Raw genomic sequence first — 15,741 nt, 5'->3', positions numbered from 1 at the left:
AACTGGAGCCGATATGCAATGGACAGTTTTATTTGACCGCCATTTCGGAACGATCCCGTCACCCTGCCATTATCGCCATAAGGACAGGCTCGGATTATGACGGCCTCCGATTGGTCCGCTTCGGCAAAGACCGTGGCGCCTGTAATCACCAGGAAAGCGACGATTGCCGCCAGCGATCTGGGCATCAAAACGAACGCAAGGCACTTTGGAGGAACCAATGGCTGGACGCAGAACCCATGAGCAGCAATTGCGCATCATTGAAAAGCGGGAGAACACGAAGGGCGCCGACAAGGATTTCGACGCAGAGGCGGATCTGAAGCGATCGCCAGAAGAACGTGAAGCGTTGCGCAAGGGATCGGAAATCAGGCCCGACACACCCGATCTTGTCGATCCTGACGACCGCAACATCCTTCGCGGAAGAAATCAGGAGAGCGTTCATCACAAGAACCGCCCCGACGACTGAGTCCCGAGGACTGACCCCCGACGGCTAGCCACTGCGTCGTCTCACACGAATTGGAGAAAGCCCATGGCAAAAGGTAGCAAGAAGCACATCGGAGTGGGTTCGCAGGGGAAGGGTTCTGGTACAGGTGCCATGACCACGGCCCCCAAGGATAAGATCGAGGAAAACCAAGTCCTGTCCAACCGGGACAAGGCCCAGCACACAAAGGAACGCGGTCTGGATTCCAAGCAGGTCGCGACTGAGCAGCGCCAGGATCACGCTGCCAATCGTTTGCGGGACTGACGGCTGATCCGCCGTGTGGCGCGGTCGTCTGCCCTCCAGGGGAGGGCACGGTAACCGTGCGGTTCAGGCCCATTCGCCACTGAAAAGCGGCTCTAGCGGATGGCGAGATTTGGCCATTTTGAGTTCGCGCAGCATCTCTGAATGGCGCTCGTCCTCCTTCTCGACGTCGAGCTCGACATTGTATGCCTTTTCCGGATCGGTTCGCGCGCCGACAAGTATGAATTCGGCGCCCTGCACGTCGAGCAGCGTTATGTCCTCGCGAGCGAATCTGCGGCCGCGGAATTCCCGCTGAAGCCTGTCTGGATAGTCCGGCTCCTGAGCCTGTCCCAATCCAAAACCGGGAGGGCTCGGCTTTTCGGGATTCTTCACCGAAAGCGCGAAGCTTGCCTGCGGTGCGATCTTGAAGGCGCGTTGCACCTCGGATGGTCGCTCTGGAAGCTCGAGTGCGTAGCTGAGATGCAATTGTCCATTGAGCAGCGCGACAAGATAACGGCCTTCGCCCGCCGGGCGTGCTGCGGGCAGGCGCTGGCGGCCGCGCGTCTTGGTGTCATACCTCTCTTCGCGAAGGTCCTTTTCCAACGCGGCGGCGGAACCTGCAATCGCGCCGACGAAACCCCAGTTACGCTCGTGCTCATGCGCATCGGGCAGCCGCTTGCGCCCGACAACGAGAAGCCGCGCCTTCGTCGCGTGCTCCGGCCGCAGCACGACGAAGAAGCGCTGCACGTCGGAAAGACTTTCTGGATCGGTTTGGCCCACCCTGGGCCGGTAGAGAAAGAAAATATCGCCGCGCTCGACGATCTCCATCTGTTGTCGGTCCTTGCTGGCCATGGCGTGCTCCTTCGGCTGGTGGCGATGAGCTAGGGCTGGCGTCGCAGAAATGCGGCTAAACAAACGGTTAGAGCGGGATGCCCGGTCCAGCTAAGGCATCCCGCTCTAACCGGCTGATCGCATTGACGATTTCCTCTCGAACTGCTCTGCCTGCTGCAGCAGCCGGACCACCTCCACGTCCGTGGTCTGCGCGAAATCCTCATAGTACTGGCTCACGGCGCCGAACGGCTCGGGCGTGGCGAGACAGACCACTTCGTCGACATCGGCATTTATCAGATCCAGCGTGTCCTGGGGTGCTACCGGAACGGCCAAGACAACATGCGCGGCGCGATCCTTCCTTAGCGCCTTGAGCGCCACTCGGACCGTTCCTCCGGTCGCTATGCCGTCATCGACAACGATGACTGTCCGGCCCAGCACCGAAGCCGCGGGCCTGCTGCCGAGATAGAGCTTTCTGCGGCGCTCGATTTCAAGCAGTTGCCGTTGTTTCTCCGCCTCGACGTATTCGTCTGACGGCTGGATCAGAGCCATCGCCTCCTCGTTGAGGACGAGCTGCGGATTCTCCCCGTCGACGACCGCGCCGATGCCATATTCGGAATGGCCCGGCGCGCCGATCTTGCGCACAAGCAGCACGTCGAGCCGGGCACGGAGTGCCTTCGCCACTTCGAAGCCAACCGGCACTCCGCCGCGCGGCAGCGCCAGCACCAGCGGATCGCTTGCCGCAAACCCGGTCAAAGCGGCGGCAAGCTGGCGCCCCGCATCCGTTCGATCCCTGAATTTTGGCGCGTCGAAGATCATTGTCTTCACCTTTCCAAGGACGGGACCTGGGATCAGTGCAGAGCTCGTGTCTAGATGTTCGCGGTCTGCTGCGTCTTGTCGAAAACATCCGGGCCGGTTGCACTCATCATCCTCGCCCAAAATTCACCTTGCTGGCGAAACGGCGATCGGAGGCAATTGTTTCGTCTCACCTTGGTAAAAATTGCCGCGGCCGTCGTGAAGCCGCGTCTATCGGGCCCTTTGCATCTGCGGGATTTCGGCAACTTGTCGAAATCGGCCATTCTCCACCACATGGAGCGCCGTGACGGCGGCCAGGTTGTCGCCTTTTTTGTCCCACTGCACGGGATCGCCATACGCAATGCCTTTGAAGCGTAGCTTTCGCATCGCAGTCAGAACGTCGCGCCGGCTCGGATTTCCTTTGGATTCAGCGATCGCGTTTTTGATTGCGGCGATCAGCACGCGGGCTGAATCGTAGGAATTCACGGCATAGTTGCCGATCGGTCCAAACCGCGCGGCATAGCGCGCGGCGAAATCGCTTGAACCAGCGACCCTACCCACTTCGGGCGTGGCGGACAGCACGAGAACGCCTTCACCCAATGTCGCCGTTTCGCCCGCAGGCTCAAGGAAATTCACCGCGTCCCAACAGCCGTCACCGCTCGCAAAAAGCTGATGGAGACCCGCGCGCCGCATCGCTCGCAGAATGAAAGCACCCTCGAAACTCCCGCCGTAGAACAACAGATCGAAATCGGCCCGCAGGGATGCGACCAGCGGGTCAAAATCGCGACTGCCTTCGCGAACCGTTCGCCGCTCGGCGATGCGGCCTCCGAGCGACAGAAATGCCCGCGAAAAAGCGATGCCCATGCTGTGGCCGTACATGGTTTCGGTTTCGGCCAGGACGGCGCGGCGCTTGCCCAAGACGTCGTAGAGATGACGGGCAATGGCTGCTCCGGTCTGGTCGTCCCGGTTGGTGAAGCGAAAGACATTCGGAAGAGAGCGCTCGGTGAGCGCCGTGTCGGAAGCGATCGGCGTGATCATCGGGAGGTCGTGGGCGGCATAGATCTCCGCCGCAGCGATGGTGACATTGCTGTTGTAGTGGCCAACGACGCCAAGCAGATCCGACCGGTTGCAAAAGTCGTCCGCGACTTGCCGTCCGGTCTCGACCTTTCCCTGATCGTCCGCACCCTCAACCATGATGGGAAGGCCTGCAATGCCACCGTCCGCGTTCTGCTCCTCGACCGCGAGCTCGATCGCCTGCTTCATCTCGGCGCCAAGCGCTGCGGCATTTCCCGACAATGGAGCGCCGATTGCGATCCGGATCGCTTCCGACATTGAAATGGTCCTTGCTGAGGCCGAGCTGTTTGTCTGTTCCGAACTGCGCTTGCGCTCATCGGTTCCGTCTCGAGCCGGAAAAATGATGGATTCTTGCTGGCGAGTCTTGGGCGCGCGAAAAAAACGCTGCTGGAACAATCGATCGCCCTGGCGCGTTCGACTGTTTTACACCTGCCCCGGGGGTCCTTGATGGCGCCACGTCCTTTTTGGAAAGGCTATCTGAAGCTTTCGCTGGTGACCTGTCCGGTCGCGATGACGCCCGCAACCACCGAGAGCGAAAAGGTCCGGTTCCACACGCTCAATCGCAAGAGCGGGCATCGGGTCGTCAGCCAATATGTCGACGCCGTTAGCGGCAAGCCCGTTGCTGAAGACGACGAGGTGAAGGGGTATCAGCGCGGTGAGGACGAATACGTGCTGCTCGAGGACGATGAGATCGACGCGGTCGGGCTGGAGAGCACGCGCACCATCGACATCGATATGTTCGTCACTGCCGACAGCATCGGCTGGATTTGGTACGACAAGCCCCATTATCTCACTCCTGACGACCCGGTCGGAGAGGAGGCATTCTCGGTCATTCGCGACGCCATGCAGTCGACAGGGACAGTCGGAATATCGCGACTGGTCATGTATCGCCGCGAGCGCGCCGTCATGCTTGAACCACGAGGCAAGGGCATCGTGCTGTGGACACTGCGCTATGGCGACGAGGTTCGCGATCCCGAGGACTATTTTGGCAAGATCAGCGAAGCCAAACCCGACTCGAAAATGATGGATTTGGTCTCGACCCTGATCGATGAGCGAACCAAGCAGTGGGATCCCGCCATGACCGGAGATCCCGTCCAGGCGCGGCTGCTGGAGATCATTGCCTCGAAGAAGAAGGGCAAGAAGCGTCCGGCCAAGGCCAAGGCCGAGCAACCGCCCAGCAACGTGATCAACATCATGGATGCGCTGCGCAAGAGCATCGGCTCGGAGGGCGGAAAGCGAAAATAGTGCCTGGGAGCAGGCTTGGTCGGGGGGGACAAAGGCAGCACAATGAAGGTCATCCCCCGCGACGGCGGCTTCCCCCTGCCGCTCGACACGCCTCCGATGGAAGCCAAGGCGGCTGATGCGATTCCCGAAGGAGACGGATGGCAATACGAGCGCAAATGGGACGGTTTTCGCTGCCTGGCGTTCCGGCAGGATGATGCGGTGGAGTTGCGCGCAAAGTCAGGCAAGCCGCTCGGACGCTATTTTCCCGAACTAGTCGCGACATTGAAGGAACTGCCGTCGCGCCGTTTTGTCGTCGACGGTGAAATCGTCATCTCGGTCGACGGCAAGCCATCGTTCGACGCCCTCCAGATGCGGCTTCATCCCGCCGAGAGCAGGATCCGCAAGCTGTCTGCGGAAACCCCGGCGCACATCGTCCTGTTCGATATGCTCTGCGACGAGCACGGAACCGTCTGGTTGGCGCGCACCCTGAAAAAACGGCGAGCGATCCTTGAGGCTTTCGTCGCTTCGGCAAACCGCAGGAACATCGTGCTTTCGCACTGTACGCGCGATGTGAAAGAAGCCCGCTCCTGGCTAGGGGCTGCCGGACATGGGGCGACAGACGGCGTGGTCGCCAAGCGGCTGGACGGTCCGTACCAACCGGGGGTGCGCGCGATGGTGAAGGTAAAGCGGTTGCGGTCGGCCGATTGCGTGGTCGGCGGCTTTCGTTATCTCAGCAACAGCCGGCAGGTCGGCTCTCTGCTGCTGGGTCTGTACAACGAGGCCGGCAAGCTCGATCACGTCGGCTTCACCTCGACCATCGCCAAGGACGACAGGGCCGAACTTACCCGCAAACTCGAAGCCATGCGCGAGCCACCCGGCTTCACCGGAAAGGCGCCGGGCGGGCCGAGCCGCTGGAGCACCGAGCGCAGCGGCGAATGGGAGCCGGTCCGGCCCGAATTGGTGGTCGAAGTACGCTTCGATCATGTCACCGGCGACCGTTTCCGGCACGGCACCAAGTTCCTGCGCTGGCGGCCGGACAAGGCTCCGGAGCAATGCACGTTTGAGCAGATCGCCTGAGTCCCTGCGGCGCGTGCTCTCCGTATACGGTTTTCAAGCCGCTTTCTTGCGCCGGCTTCCCGGTTCTTCGATCGGCGCTGCTGCTGCTCGAAAATCCTGCCAGGGATCCGACGACAGCGAGGCAAGCCGGGTTGGTGTGTTCTCGACCGTAAAATAGGCCGGTCCGATGCCGGGGCCGAGTTCGTCCCAGGCAAGCGGCATCGACACCGACGCACCCGGTCGTGCTCTTGTCGAATAGGGGGCGACTGCGGTCGCACCGCGCTGGTTGCGCAGATAGTCGACGAGAATTTTTCCGCGTCGTTTGGACTTGGTGATGGTCGAGACGTAACGGCCTGGGCTGTCGGACGCCATGGAGTCGGCAATCGCCTTGGTGAAGGCCTTTACGACAGGCCATTGCGCTTTCGGCTTCACTGGCGCCACGACGTGAAGGCCCTTGCCGCCGGAGGTCTTGATGAAGGGGACAAGCCCTGCATCCTTCAGCCGGTCGCGCGTCTCGACGGCGGCTTCGATCACCGCCTCCCAGCTCACGCCCTCGCCAGGATCGAGGTCCATGATGATCGTGTCTGGACGCTCCCAATCGCTCACCAACGAGCCCCAGGGGTGGATCTCCAGCGCCGCCGACTGGACAAGGCCGATCAGCCCATCGAGATCATTGATGCTGATCAGCCGCTCGTCGGGCGGGTCCTTGGGATCGTGGACCAGCACGATGTTGGGATTGAGACCCTTCCAGGCATGCTTCTGGAAGAACTGCTCGCCCGAAATGCCGCTTGGGCATCGCACCAGCGCTAACGCCCGGCCGACGATGTAGGGCGATGCATGGCGCCAGACTTCGGCATAATAGTCGGCGAGACCTTCCTTGGTCACGCCCTGGTCAGGCCAATAGAGGCGGTCGGGATGGGTGAGCTTGACGGTCCGGCGCTGAGGTTTGGGTGCTGCCTTGTTCGTCTTCGGCGTTTCGCGGATGATCTCCTTCGCCGGTTTGTCTTCTCGCAATCCGCGGAACGAGGCGTGGCGCAGATTGCCGTCGGCGGTCCAGGCCCGGAACTCGACTTCGGCGACGAGTTCAGGCCTGACATAGCGGGCTTGCCGAGCCTCCTCGGCGCTCAGCCGCTCATCGAACGGGCTTGACGGAATGCGTATCCGCTCGAGCTTCTTGAACAGGTCCTGTGCGACTGCTGCCGTGTAGCCGGTGCCGACGCGTCCGACATGATGAAGCTTACCATCGTCATAGACACCCAGGACGAGCGAGCCGATCGCATTGCGCGAGGTTGTCGAGGGGACGTAGCCGGCCACGACAAATTCCTGTCGCGCCGAGCATTTCGATTTCACCCAGTTCTTGCTGCGGCCCGCGCGGTAAGGCGCATCGCGAAGCTTGGAGACAACACCTTCCAGGCTCAGCCGGCAGGCGTGTCGCAGGACCAGCGTGCCATCCTCCTCAAAATGTCCGCTGTAGCTGATGATGCCGTTATCACTACCAATGACCTTTTCCAGCAATTGCTTGCGCGTGATCAACGCAACGTCGCGCAGATCGTACCCGTCGAGATGAAGCAGGTCGAAGACGTAGAAGCGAAAGCGATCGCTGCGGCCCTCGCTGAGGTCGGCTTGCAACGCGGAAAAATCCGACGCGCCGGCGGATGTCTCGACCACGAGTTCACCATCGATCAGCGCCGTCCCGACAGGTATATCGGCCAGCGCCGAAATGACCGCCTTTCCGAACTTCTTCGTCCAGTCGAGACCGCTGCGCGTCAACAGTTTGACGCGCCCGGCTTCGATCCGTGCCTGCAGCCGGTAGCCGTCGAATTTGATTTCGTGCAGCCAGCGTTCTCCGGACGGCGCGGACGAAACGAGGGTCGCCAGCGTCGGCTCGACGAAATCGGGAAGCGCTGCCTTCTTGGCACCCTTGATCTTTGACGGCTCCGGAACGCCAACGGTGGCGGGCTGCTCTTCCGGGGAAGCGGCCCTCGTGCGGCCGCGGTGCTTGCCAATGCGCCCCGTCTTCGACGACCAGCCGGGCGCTTCTCCGGCGACATCCTCGATCTTGCGGCCGGTGGCGACGGATTCCGGCCGCTCGTCCAGAATGTCAGGATCGCCTTCCGTGCGCGCGGCGTCATCGTCGCCCTTGATCAGCAGCCAGTTCTCGCGCTTCTCCCGCGGCTTTCCGGCCATCCGCACAAGATGCCAGCGGCCGCCAAGCTTCTCCCCGTGAAGTTCGAAATCGAGATGGCCTTTTGCATAGCCGCGATGCGCGTCGCCGATCGTCGTCCAGGTGCCTCTGTCCCACAGGATGACGGTGCCGCCGCCATATTCGCCCTTCGGGATGGTGCCTTCGAAACCGCCATATTCCAAGGGATGATCCTCGACATGAACGGCAAGGCGCTTCTCGCCGGGGATCAGGCTCGGCCCTTTGGTGACGGCCCAGCTCTTCAGGACGCCGTCCATTTCCAAACGGAAATCATAGTGGAGCCGCGTCGCATCATGCTTCTGTATGACGAAGCTGTTCCCCGTCCTCGGCGCCTTGCGGCCCTGCGGCTCCGGGGTGACGGAAAAATCGCGCTTCTTGCGGTAGGTCTCGAGCGCCATCGGTCAGCCGGCCTTCCGACGCGGCGCTGTCTGCTTCGGCTTCGCGTGACGAGCCGGCTTTGATTTTGCCGCGGGTTTTCTGGTCGAGGGCGGCTTGCCGCCACCGCCGGCACTCTGGCGCAGCGCGTCCATAAGATCGACGACCTTTTCCCGCTTGGGCTGCTTCGGAACTGCGATCTTCTTGCCTTCGAGCTTTGCCTTCACAAGCTCGGCCAGCGCTGCCTCATAACGGTCGTCGAATTTGGTCGGATCGAATTTGCCCTTCTTGGTCTTGATGATGTGTTCGGCCAGTTCGAGCATCTCACCCGTGATCTTCATGTCGGGCACGTTGTCGAAGGCCTCCTCTGCCGAGCGCACCTCGTAGTCGAAATTCAGCGTCGTTGCGACCAGCCCTTCGTCATAGGCCCGGATGAGCAAGGTCCGGACGCGCCGGAACAGGACGGTCTGGGCGATCGCGGCGACTTTCTTCCTGCGCATGCCTTCGCGGATCAGCCCAAATGCTTCTTCCGCGTGTTTGTCCGGCGGGGCCAGATAATACGGCTTGTCGAAATACACGTCGTCGACATCGGAACAGCCGATGAAGGCCGAGACGGACAACGTTTTGTCGCTCTCGGGGACGGCGGCTGCGACCTCATCGGGTTCGAGCACGACGTAGTCACCCGCGCTGATCTCATAGCCTTTGACCTGATCGTCCTTCTCGACGGATTTGCCGCTATCGCTGTCGACGAACGCGCGATGCACCCTATGTCCCGTGGCGCGGTTTACCGTGTGGAAGGCGATCCGTTCTGAAGTCGAGGCAGCCGTATAGAGCGCCACCGGACAGCTAAGTTCTCCAATTTTCAGGAAGCCCTTCCAATTTGCTCTCGGCGCCAAGACAACAGCCTCACTGTCACAAGCGTTTGCACTGGAAATGCAACGTGGCGGCGCGCAGATTTGTTCCTTGGTGCCTACACGGCGATGATCGGATGCCTGGCCTACAGACAAACCGTTCCGCTGCAACCAAATTCATGACCCGCCGTTGTCGAGCAGGAAGGGAGCGGTTGGCCATGGCGAGACTATCATTGACGAGACTGTCGTTTTTGTCGGCTCTGGTTGCGGCTCTGGCTTTAGCGGGCTGCAGCAACGAGGCCGAACCGACACAGGGCAGCACCAGCAGCACTGAACCGACTCAGAGCAACACCAACACCGTCGAGCAAAGTCCCGAGGTCGACAAAGATCCTACGCCCAAGTCGTCGACGGGCGGCGATCAACCCGGTACGCCGCCGGCGCAATGAAACCGGTCAACCGACCGGTTCTACGAGGAAGCCGTCTCTTCCCGGATGCATTCTCGACGCAAGGGCGCCGGGTTTCAACCCGACCGGCTCTGCTCGACCAAATGGTAGCTATACCGATCTCGAATGAACGCGTTGAAGAAGCGGCCTTTTGACGGGGCTTTGCGGAATTCAGTGTAAGTCTGCGGCGGCACGTCGTCGTAATCGTAGCGATTCCCACTTGGAACAAACCATACGGAGAGGGTCCTCGTCGCCGGATCGTAATTGATGCTTTGGATAGCAGTTGAAGGCATTTCCCAACACTCGACGCGTCTGGGCAATAACCCGCCCCGGCGATCCAGGTTCCGCCTCGTAAAGATAGGAGGCGATGATCCGGCCGGCTCGGCGCCTCCAAGACCTTGCCGCCACCGGGCGGCTTCACCAATTAGGATTGATGCCACCGCTCAAAACCAAGCAACCGGAAATCGCCGGCCAAGGCGACCTGTTTGGCGCGCCCGATTTTCGTGCGCTCGACGATCTGCCGGAGGGATTTCACTACCAGCCGGAGTTGATCACGGCGGAGGAAGAGGCTGAGCTGGTGCGGCAGCTCGAAAGTCTCGCCTTCCAGCCTTTCGACTTTCATGGCCACCTCGCAAACCGGCGCGTCGCCGGTTTTGGCCTGCGCTACGATTTCGACCAACGCAAAGTCGTCGCGGCGCCGCCGATCCCGGCTTTTCTGATGCCGCTTAGGGAGAAGGCGGCAGCATTTGCGCGGCTGCCCGTCGACGCTTTCGTGCAGGTCTTGATCAACGAGTACCGACCCGGCGCCGGTATCGGATGGCATCGCGACAAGCCGCATTTCGATGCCGTGGCCGGCGTTTCCCTTCTTGCGCCATGCAGCTTTCGGCTGCGCCGGAAGAACGGCACGAGATGGGATCGCGAGACCATCATCGTCGAGCCAAGGTCTGCTTACCTGATGACGGGCCCGGCGCGCACCGAATGGGAGCACAGCATCCCTCCGGTTGCCGCGCACCGCTATTCGATCACCTTGCGGAGCCTGCGGCCGCAACGTTCGCTTCCGTCGAAAGGGGTGGTTCGATGACAAGGATCGAGACCGGCTCCTGTTTTTGCGGTTCGATAACGGCTGAGATGCATGGCGACCCGTTCTGGATTTGCTCCGATCACGACGACGATTGCCGCAAGGCCATAGGGAGCCCGCTGACCGTCTGGGTCGGCTATCGACCGGCGCAATTCAGATTGCTGACCGGCGCGCCGAAGACGTTCTCAAGGACTGAAGGCGTGCTCCGCACCTTCTGCGCCGATTGCGGCACATCCATAGCCTATCTCGACCAAGGGCTTCCCGAAGAACTCTATCTGACGATCGGCTTCTTCGACCACCCCGAACGCTTTGCGCCGCAGGCTCACGCCTATTGGGACATGAAGCTGCCGTGGGTGGAATTTCCCGACGATCTGCCGCGTGTGGAAAGATATTCAAGGCGGCGCGATCCGGCGATCGGAAATCCAGCCGATCGGTAACCGGCAAAACGCCGCCGATGGAACCCGAATGACCCTAGCCGAATTGAATTGCGATCAGCTCGTAATCCAAACACCAGCGGCGATCAGGGTTTACCGATGTCTCTTATCCCGGTTTGGCAAGACATCGCGGCACGCTTGCTTCTGACCGTGCTCGCCGGTTCACTGATCGGCCTCGACCGGGAGGCGCGCGGACAAGCGGCGGGCCTCAGGACGACGATCCTGGTCGGGCTGGCCGCCGCGATCGCAATGACACAGGCCACTATTCTGCTGGGGGTCGGCGGCAAAGATCCGGATTCCTTTGCCCGGATGGACGTGCTGCGCTTTCCCTTGGGCGTGTTGACAGGCGTCGGCTTCATCGGCGGCGGCGCCATTCTTCGCCGGGGCAGTGCTGCGCCGGTTGGCGCATCCCTTCTGGTTCCAGTCGTTTGGCGCCGTGATGGGAATGGACTGGCATTCCTCCGGCATCACGACCAGCGTCATCGGCGCCTTGAAACGCGGGTTGGCGCCGCTCTCCGGCGAACTCGGCATTCACGTGTGCGGCGGCCGCGGCTCGCATTCGCGCAAGACCCCGCACGAGCTTGCGGTCATCGGCGAGCGCGTCGGCTTCGACGGAGCAGGCCTGGCAACGGCCAGCCGGCTCGTCGCCAAGGTTGACAGTGCCGCCGTTCAGGACGGCTTCGATCTCTATCTGCATGGCTTCATCGTGACCGATGACGGCGACTGGGTCGTGGTCCAGCAGGGGATGAATGGCGACAGCAAGGTGGCGCGCCGCTATCATTGGCTGTCCGAAGGCCTGAAGAGCTTCGTCGACCAGCCGCATGCCGCCATCGAGGGCGCCAACCAGGGCGAGATCGTCAACCTGACCGACCGCCGGGCCCACGCATCGCGCAAGGGGCAGCTGGAGCTCCTGCAGGACCTCGGACCGGATCGCATTCTGAGGGAATTCGCCGCGCTCGAGCGTGACGTGGCTACGGCGCCGGAACCGGACCAGCCAATGCTGCCGCACCTCGTCATGCCGGCACACCACGACGTTCGCGAAAGCGATGTCGTCATGCACCGTCTTCATGGGAACATGGCGGCGGCTGCGGAGCGTGGCCCCGCTGATTTCTCCGAGCTTCTCCTAGTCCCCGGCGTCGGCGCGCGCACGGTGCGGGCGCTGGCGCTGGTGGCCGAGGTTCTGCATGGCGCGCCATGCCGGTTTTCCGATCCCGGCCGCTTCTCGCTGGCGCATGGCGGCAAGGACAGGCATCCGTTTCCTGTGCCGCTGAAGGTCTATGACGAGACGATCGGCGTGCTGAAGTCCGCCGTCCACAAGGCCAGGCTCGGCCGCGACGAAGAAATAGGTGCCTTGAAGCGGCTGGACGACCAATCGCGGCAGGTTGAGCGCTATGTCACGGGCCCCAGCCTGAAGGAAATTATTGCCGGAGAGTTCGACCAATCGCATCTGCTCGGCGGTCGCAGCGTGTTCGGCTGGGAGCCCGCACCCGAGGCGCCCGCGGACGTCAGGCAAGTCAAACAAAAGGGATAATCGGGCCGAATCGCAATTCAGCGGACCTGGCCTGATCCGCATTCGGCTTCAGGCGTCCAGGTCGATCAAGGCGATACCGAGTTCCGGGCGTTTCCTGCGGTGCAGATGCCCAGGCGCTTCCACCAAAGTGACTTCGAGTGTCGGCTGAACGATGCCTTCGAGCAGATGTCCGCCCTTCGTGCTGCCGTCGCGCAACCCGAGCACCGCGTGAACGTGAAGGCTGGGCTTGCCGTCGTCGCCGATCGCAATATCGCCGATCGCGCTGAGCACCTCGCACTGTTCCAGCACCGGGATTTTCCGATAGGTCTTTTCCCTGGGGTCGAACCAGCCGACAGTCGCCCTTTCGAAGGCGCCGAGCGCGGTCAGCGAGGCGCCGCCGATGTCCTGATCGACCGCGAAAGAGGTAAGCGCTGCGAACGCTTCCTCGCCAGGATCAAGCACCACCACGAATGTCCTTTGTCCGGCGCTTTCGGCGACGAGCTGCGATTTCATGGTTTCACTCCAGACGCCATGTCGGCTTTTGCGTTGTCGTCTTTTCAGTCGACTGAGTTTGAACGAAATGACGGCTGGAGAGTTCCGAATGCCAATTCGAAGCTGGCGATTGGACCGCGCGTCTGGAGGAGACGCGATCACAGGCGCGTGAGGGAGGGAACCTTGGCTTCAGCGGATGGTTTGGCCGGCTTGAGACGCAGCCAGCCTGGAGCCAGCCATGTCCGATGCCAAATCCCCCAGCAAACCCACATTGCCCGTCCTCAGCCGACGCGGCTTCATGACCGGATCCGTTTCGGCGGCCGCGGCTGCGCCGCTGCTGGCGAAGTCGGTGAAAGCGGCTGAACAATCAACCGCAAGTTTGGCCGGGCCGCGCGATCTGTCGACGATTTCGATTCGCATCAACAGGCAAGCCTACAATCTCGCCCTCGACAATCGCACGAGCCTGCTTGACGCGCTGCGCGATCATGTCGGCCTGACGGGCACAAAGAAGGGTTGTGACCACGGCCAGTGCGGGGCTTGCACTGTGCTTGTCGATGGCAAGCGTGTGCTTTCCTGCCTGAGCTTCGCCATCATGAATGAAGGTCGTGAAATCACGACCGTGGAGGGGATCGCTTCCGTCGACGGGAGTCTGCACCCGATGCAGCAGGCTTTCATCGACAACGATGCTTTCCAGTGCGGCTACTGCACGCCGGGCCAGATCATGTCAGCCATCGGCTGCGTCAACGAGGGCCACGCCGGTTCGGAAGACGACATCCGCGAATATATGAGCGGTAATCTATGCCGGTGCGCCGCCTATCCGAACATTGTCGCCGCCATTGTCCAGGCGCGAGACGAGACCAGGAGGGCCTGAGATGCGCCCCTTCGCTTACGAAAGACCGACCAACGTTTCCGCGGCCGTCGCCGCCGCCTCGCATTTTACTGATGCGCGCGTTCCCCCGACACAGGCCAACGCCCAATTCATCGCCGGCGGCACCAATATGGCCGATTACATGAAGCTTGGCGTGGCGCAGCCCGAGCGCCTGCTCGATCTCAACGGTCTGGCCGAACCGGCCTTGCGGCAGATCAGGATCAGCGACGACACCATCCGTTTCGGCGCGCTGGTTCGCATGGGCGAGGCGGCAGACAGGGCCGAGATCAAGCGCCGTTGCCCGCTGCTTGCCGAAAGCCTGAAATTGGCGGCCAGCGGCCAGATCCGCAACATGGCCAGCCTGGCCGGCAATGTGCTGCAGCGGACGCGGTGCGAGTATTTTCGCGAGACATCCTGGCCGTGCAACAAGCGCGAGCCGGGATCCGGTTGCGCTGCGCTGGAAGGCTTGAACCGGCAGCATGCGGTCCTCGGCACCAGCGACACCTGTATAGCTACCTATCACGGCGATTTCGCCCAGGCCCTGATCGCGCTCGACGCCGTCATCGAAGCCGAGGGGAGGAAGGGCTTGCGCAGGATACCTTTCGCCAAGCTGCACCACCTGCCCGGCGATACGCCCAACATAGAGACAGATCTGGCAGCCGACGAAGTCATCGTAGCCATCGATGTTCCAATCAGGGCCTGGAGCCACCGCTCGCGCTTCCTGAAGATCCGCGATCGCGAATCCTATGCGTTTGCGCTGGCCTCGGCGGCCGTCGCTCTCGATATGGACGGTGACAAGGTCAGGCAAGCACGCATAGCGCTTGGCGGCGTGGCGACCGTGCCTTGGCGCGCAAGGGCGGCTGAAGAGGCATTGCACGGCAAGGTGCTCGATCGCGATGCAGCCGAGGCCGCCGCCGAGATCGCATTCGCCGAGGCGAAGCCAAGGGAACACAATGCATTCAAGGTGCCACTCGGCAAACGCACTCTGGTGCGAGCCTTGCTCGAAACACGCGACATGAAGGTCCCATCATGAACCAAGCTGCCCCCGCGCCGAAAGAGAATATGGGAAATCCCGTTCCCCGGATCGATGCCCGCCTGAAGGTTACCGGCCAGGCTGGTTACCCAGCCGACCTTGCGACCGCGAATGTCGCCTATGGCGTGCTTGCCACCAGCACCATCGCCAAGGGCAGCATTTCCGCCCTCCGGCTCGAGAGGGCCCGTGCGGTGCCCGGCGTCCTCGATATCGTCAGCGTCGGTGATATGGATGAGGTCGACAAGCCAGAATTCGGCAATACCGGCGCAAGCTCGATCGCTCCGCTGCACGACAAGACCATCTTCCATGACGGCCAGATCATCGCTCTGGTGGTTGCCGAGACATTCGAGGCGGCGGCGGAGGCAGCTATGCTGATCCGCGCCGACTATGCGCAAGAAACACCCAGCGCCAGCTTCGATTCCCGGGGAACCAGGATCGAGCCTGCCGCCGGCAAAAGTCCGATGTACAAGGAGAACCTTAAAGCCGGCGATTTCGACGCGGCCTATGCTGCGGCTGCGGTGAAGATCGACCAGAAATACTCGACGCCGACCCAGCACCACAATCCGATCGAGCTGTTTTCCACGACGGCGTGGTGGCAGGGCGACCAACTCACCGTGCACGAGCCAAGTCAGAACGTCACCGGCTGGAAGACCGAACTGGCACGGCAACTGAAGATCGACCCGGCCAATGTACGGATCGTCAGTCCCTATATCGGCGGTGCTTTTGGCTCCAAAGGGGCGAAGACCGCCCCCACGGCGA

General features: G+C 61.9%; 17 protein-coding genes and 1 pseudogene. 11 read left to right on the top strand and 7 right to left on the bottom strand.

What is annotated here, in order from left to right:
- The first annotated feature begins 217 nt into the window (after positions 1 to 217).
- A complete protein-coding gene (locus EOB36_RS08075) occupies positions 218 to 463 on the top strand; it encodes a hypothetical protein (RefSeq protein ID WP_095486447.1) in 246 nt (81 codons plus the stop codon).
- A gap of 63 nt (positions 464 to 526) precedes the next feature.
- Positions 527 to 742 (top strand): hypothetical protein, encoded by a 216-nt coding sequence (locus EOB36_RS08070; protein WP_128284625.1) that lies wholly within the window; start codon positions 527 to 529, stop codon positions 740 to 742.
- Positions 743 to 805: 63 nt separating this feature from the next.
- On the opposite strand, the gene EOB36_RS08065 is transcribed toward EOB36_RS08070, so the two are convergent.
- The 3 genes from EOB36_RS08065 to EOB36_RS08055 all read right to left on the bottom strand — a co-directional run bounded on the left by EOB36_RS08065 (position 806) and on the right by EOB36_RS08055 (position 3,673).
- A complete protein-coding gene (locus tag EOB36_RS08065; RefSeq protein WP_126102994.1) occupies positions 806 to 1,570 on the bottom strand; it encodes a hypothetical protein in 765 nt (254 codons plus the stop codon).
- A 105-nt stretch (positions 1,571 to 1,675) separates the two neighbouring features.
- Positions 1,676 to 2,365, bottom strand: coding sequence for a phosphoribosyltransferase (locus EOB36_RS08060; RefSeq protein ID WP_095486450.1), 690 nt, complete (start codon positions 2,363 to 2,365; stop codon positions 1,676 to 1,678).
- Positions 2,366 to 2,572: 207 nt separating this feature from the next.
- Positions 2,573 to 3,673 (bottom strand): branched-chain amino acid ABC transporter substrate-binding protein, encoded by a 1,101-nt coding sequence (locus EOB36_RS08055; protein ID WP_128284624.1) that lies wholly within the window; start codon positions 3,671 to 3,673, stop codon positions 2,573 to 2,575.
- Between the two features lie 189 nt (positions 3,674 to 3,862).
- Here EOB36_RS08055 and EOB36_RS08050 point away from each other — a divergent pair, with 189 nt between their 5' ends.
- On the top strand, positions 3,863 to 4,660 hold the full coding sequence (locus EOB36_RS08050) for a Ku protein (protein ID WP_128284623.1): 798 nt from the start codon (positions 3,863 to 3,865) through the stop codon (positions 4,658 to 4,660).
- Between the two features lie 42 nt (positions 4,661 to 4,702).
- Positions 4,703 to 5,716 carry an ATP-dependent DNA ligase gene (locus EOB36_RS08045; protein WP_095486453.1) on the top strand — a complete coding sequence of 338 codons (1,014 nt, stop codon included), beginning with the start codon at positions 4,703 to 4,705 and terminating at the stop codon, positions 5,714 to 5,716.
- Positions 5,717 to 5,749: 33 nt separating this feature from the next.
- Here EOB36_RS08045 and ligD read toward each other — a convergent pair whose 3' ends face one another.
- The 3 genes from ligD to EOB36_RS08025 form a co-directional block, all read right to left on the bottom strand.
- Positions 5,750 to 8,296 (bottom strand): DNA ligase D, encoded by a 2,547-nt coding sequence (gene ligD, locus EOB36_RS08040; protein ID WP_128284622.1) that lies wholly within the window; start codon positions 8,294 to 8,296, stop codon positions 5,750 to 5,752.
- Between the two features lie 3 nt (positions 8,297 to 8,299).
- Entirely contained in the window at positions 8,300 to 9,169 is an 870-nt protein-coding gene (locus EOB36_RS08035) for a Ku protein (RefSeq protein ID WP_095486455.1), read from the bottom strand.
- A gap of 475 nt (positions 9,170 to 9,644) precedes the next feature.
- Positions 9,645 to 9,860 carry a KTSC domain-containing protein gene (locus EOB36_RS08025; RefSeq protein ID WP_095486456.1) on the bottom strand — a complete coding sequence of 72 codons (216 nt, stop codon included), beginning with the start codon at positions 9,858 to 9,860 and terminating at the stop codon, positions 9,645 to 9,647.
- 140 nt (positions 9,861 to 10,000) lie between these two features.
- Here EOB36_RS08025 and EOB36_RS08020 point away from each other — a divergent pair, with 140 nt between their 5' ends.
- The 4 genes and pseudogenes from EOB36_RS08020 (at position 10,001) to EOB36_RS08005 (ending at position 12,610) form a co-directional block, all read left to right on the top strand.
- On the top strand, positions 10,001 to 10,648 hold the full coding sequence (locus EOB36_RS08020) for an alpha-ketoglutarate-dependent dioxygenase AlkB (RefSeq protein ID WP_095486457.1): 648 nt from the start codon (positions 10,001 to 10,003) through the stop codon (positions 10,646 to 10,648).
- Entirely contained in the window at positions 10,645 to 11,082 is a 438-nt protein-coding gene (locus EOB36_RS08015; protein ID WP_126102989.1) for a GFA family protein, read from the top strand. Before EOB36_RS08020 ends, EOB36_RS08015 begins: the two co-directional genes overlap by 4 nt.
- Positions 11,083 to 11,178: 96 nt before the next feature.
- Positions 11,179 to 11,406 (top strand): annotated as a pseudogene (locus EOB36_RS08010) (MgtC/SapB family protein); the annotation flags it as partial.
- A 61-nt stretch (positions 11,407 to 11,467) separates the two neighbouring features.
- A complete protein-coding gene (locus tag EOB36_RS08005; protein WP_128284620.1) occupies positions 11,468 to 12,610 on the top strand; it encodes a DUF763 domain-containing protein in 1,143 nt (380 codons plus the stop codon).
- A gap of 48 nt (positions 12,611 to 12,658) precedes the next feature.
- Here the strand turns inward: EOB36_RS08005 and EOB36_RS08000 are convergent, their stop codons facing one another.
- Positions 12,659 to 13,102, bottom strand: coding sequence for a PPC domain-containing DNA-binding protein (locus tag EOB36_RS08000; RefSeq protein WP_095486461.1), 444 nt, complete (start codon positions 13,100 to 13,102; stop codon positions 12,659 to 12,661).
- Positions 13,103 to 13,319: 217 nt separating this feature from the next.
- Here EOB36_RS08000 and EOB36_RS07995 point away from each other — a divergent pair, with 217 nt between their 5' ends.
- From EOB36_RS07995 to EOB36_RS34935, 3 genes are all read left to right on the top strand, one after another.
- Entirely contained in the window at positions 13,320 to 13,952 is a 633-nt protein-coding gene (locus EOB36_RS07995) for a (2Fe-2S)-binding protein (RefSeq protein WP_095486462.1), read from the top strand.
- 1 nt (position 13,953) lies between these two features.
- On the top strand, positions 13,954 to 14,982 hold the full coding sequence (locus tag EOB36_RS07990; protein ID WP_095486463.1) for a xanthine dehydrogenase family protein subunit M: 1,029 nt from the start codon (positions 13,954 to 13,956) through the stop codon (positions 14,980 to 14,982).
- Positions 14,979 to 15,741 (top strand): molybdopterin cofactor-binding domain-containing protein (locus EOB36_RS34935; protein ID WP_245467668.1); only part of this gene is annotated, 763 nt, incomplete at its 3' end. The genes EOB36_RS07990 and EOB36_RS34935, both read left to right, overlap by 4 nt.

This window comes from Mesorhizobium sp. M6A.T.Cr.TU.017.01.1.1, from assembly GCF_004023115.1.
Classification (GTDB): Bacteria; Pseudomonadota; Alphaproteobacteria; order Rhizobiales; family Rhizobiaceae; genus Mesorhizobium; species Mesorhizobium mediterraneum.
The sequence above is the reverse complement of the archived record's forward strand: the minus strand, read 5'-3'. Positions and strand labels throughout refer to the sequence as shown.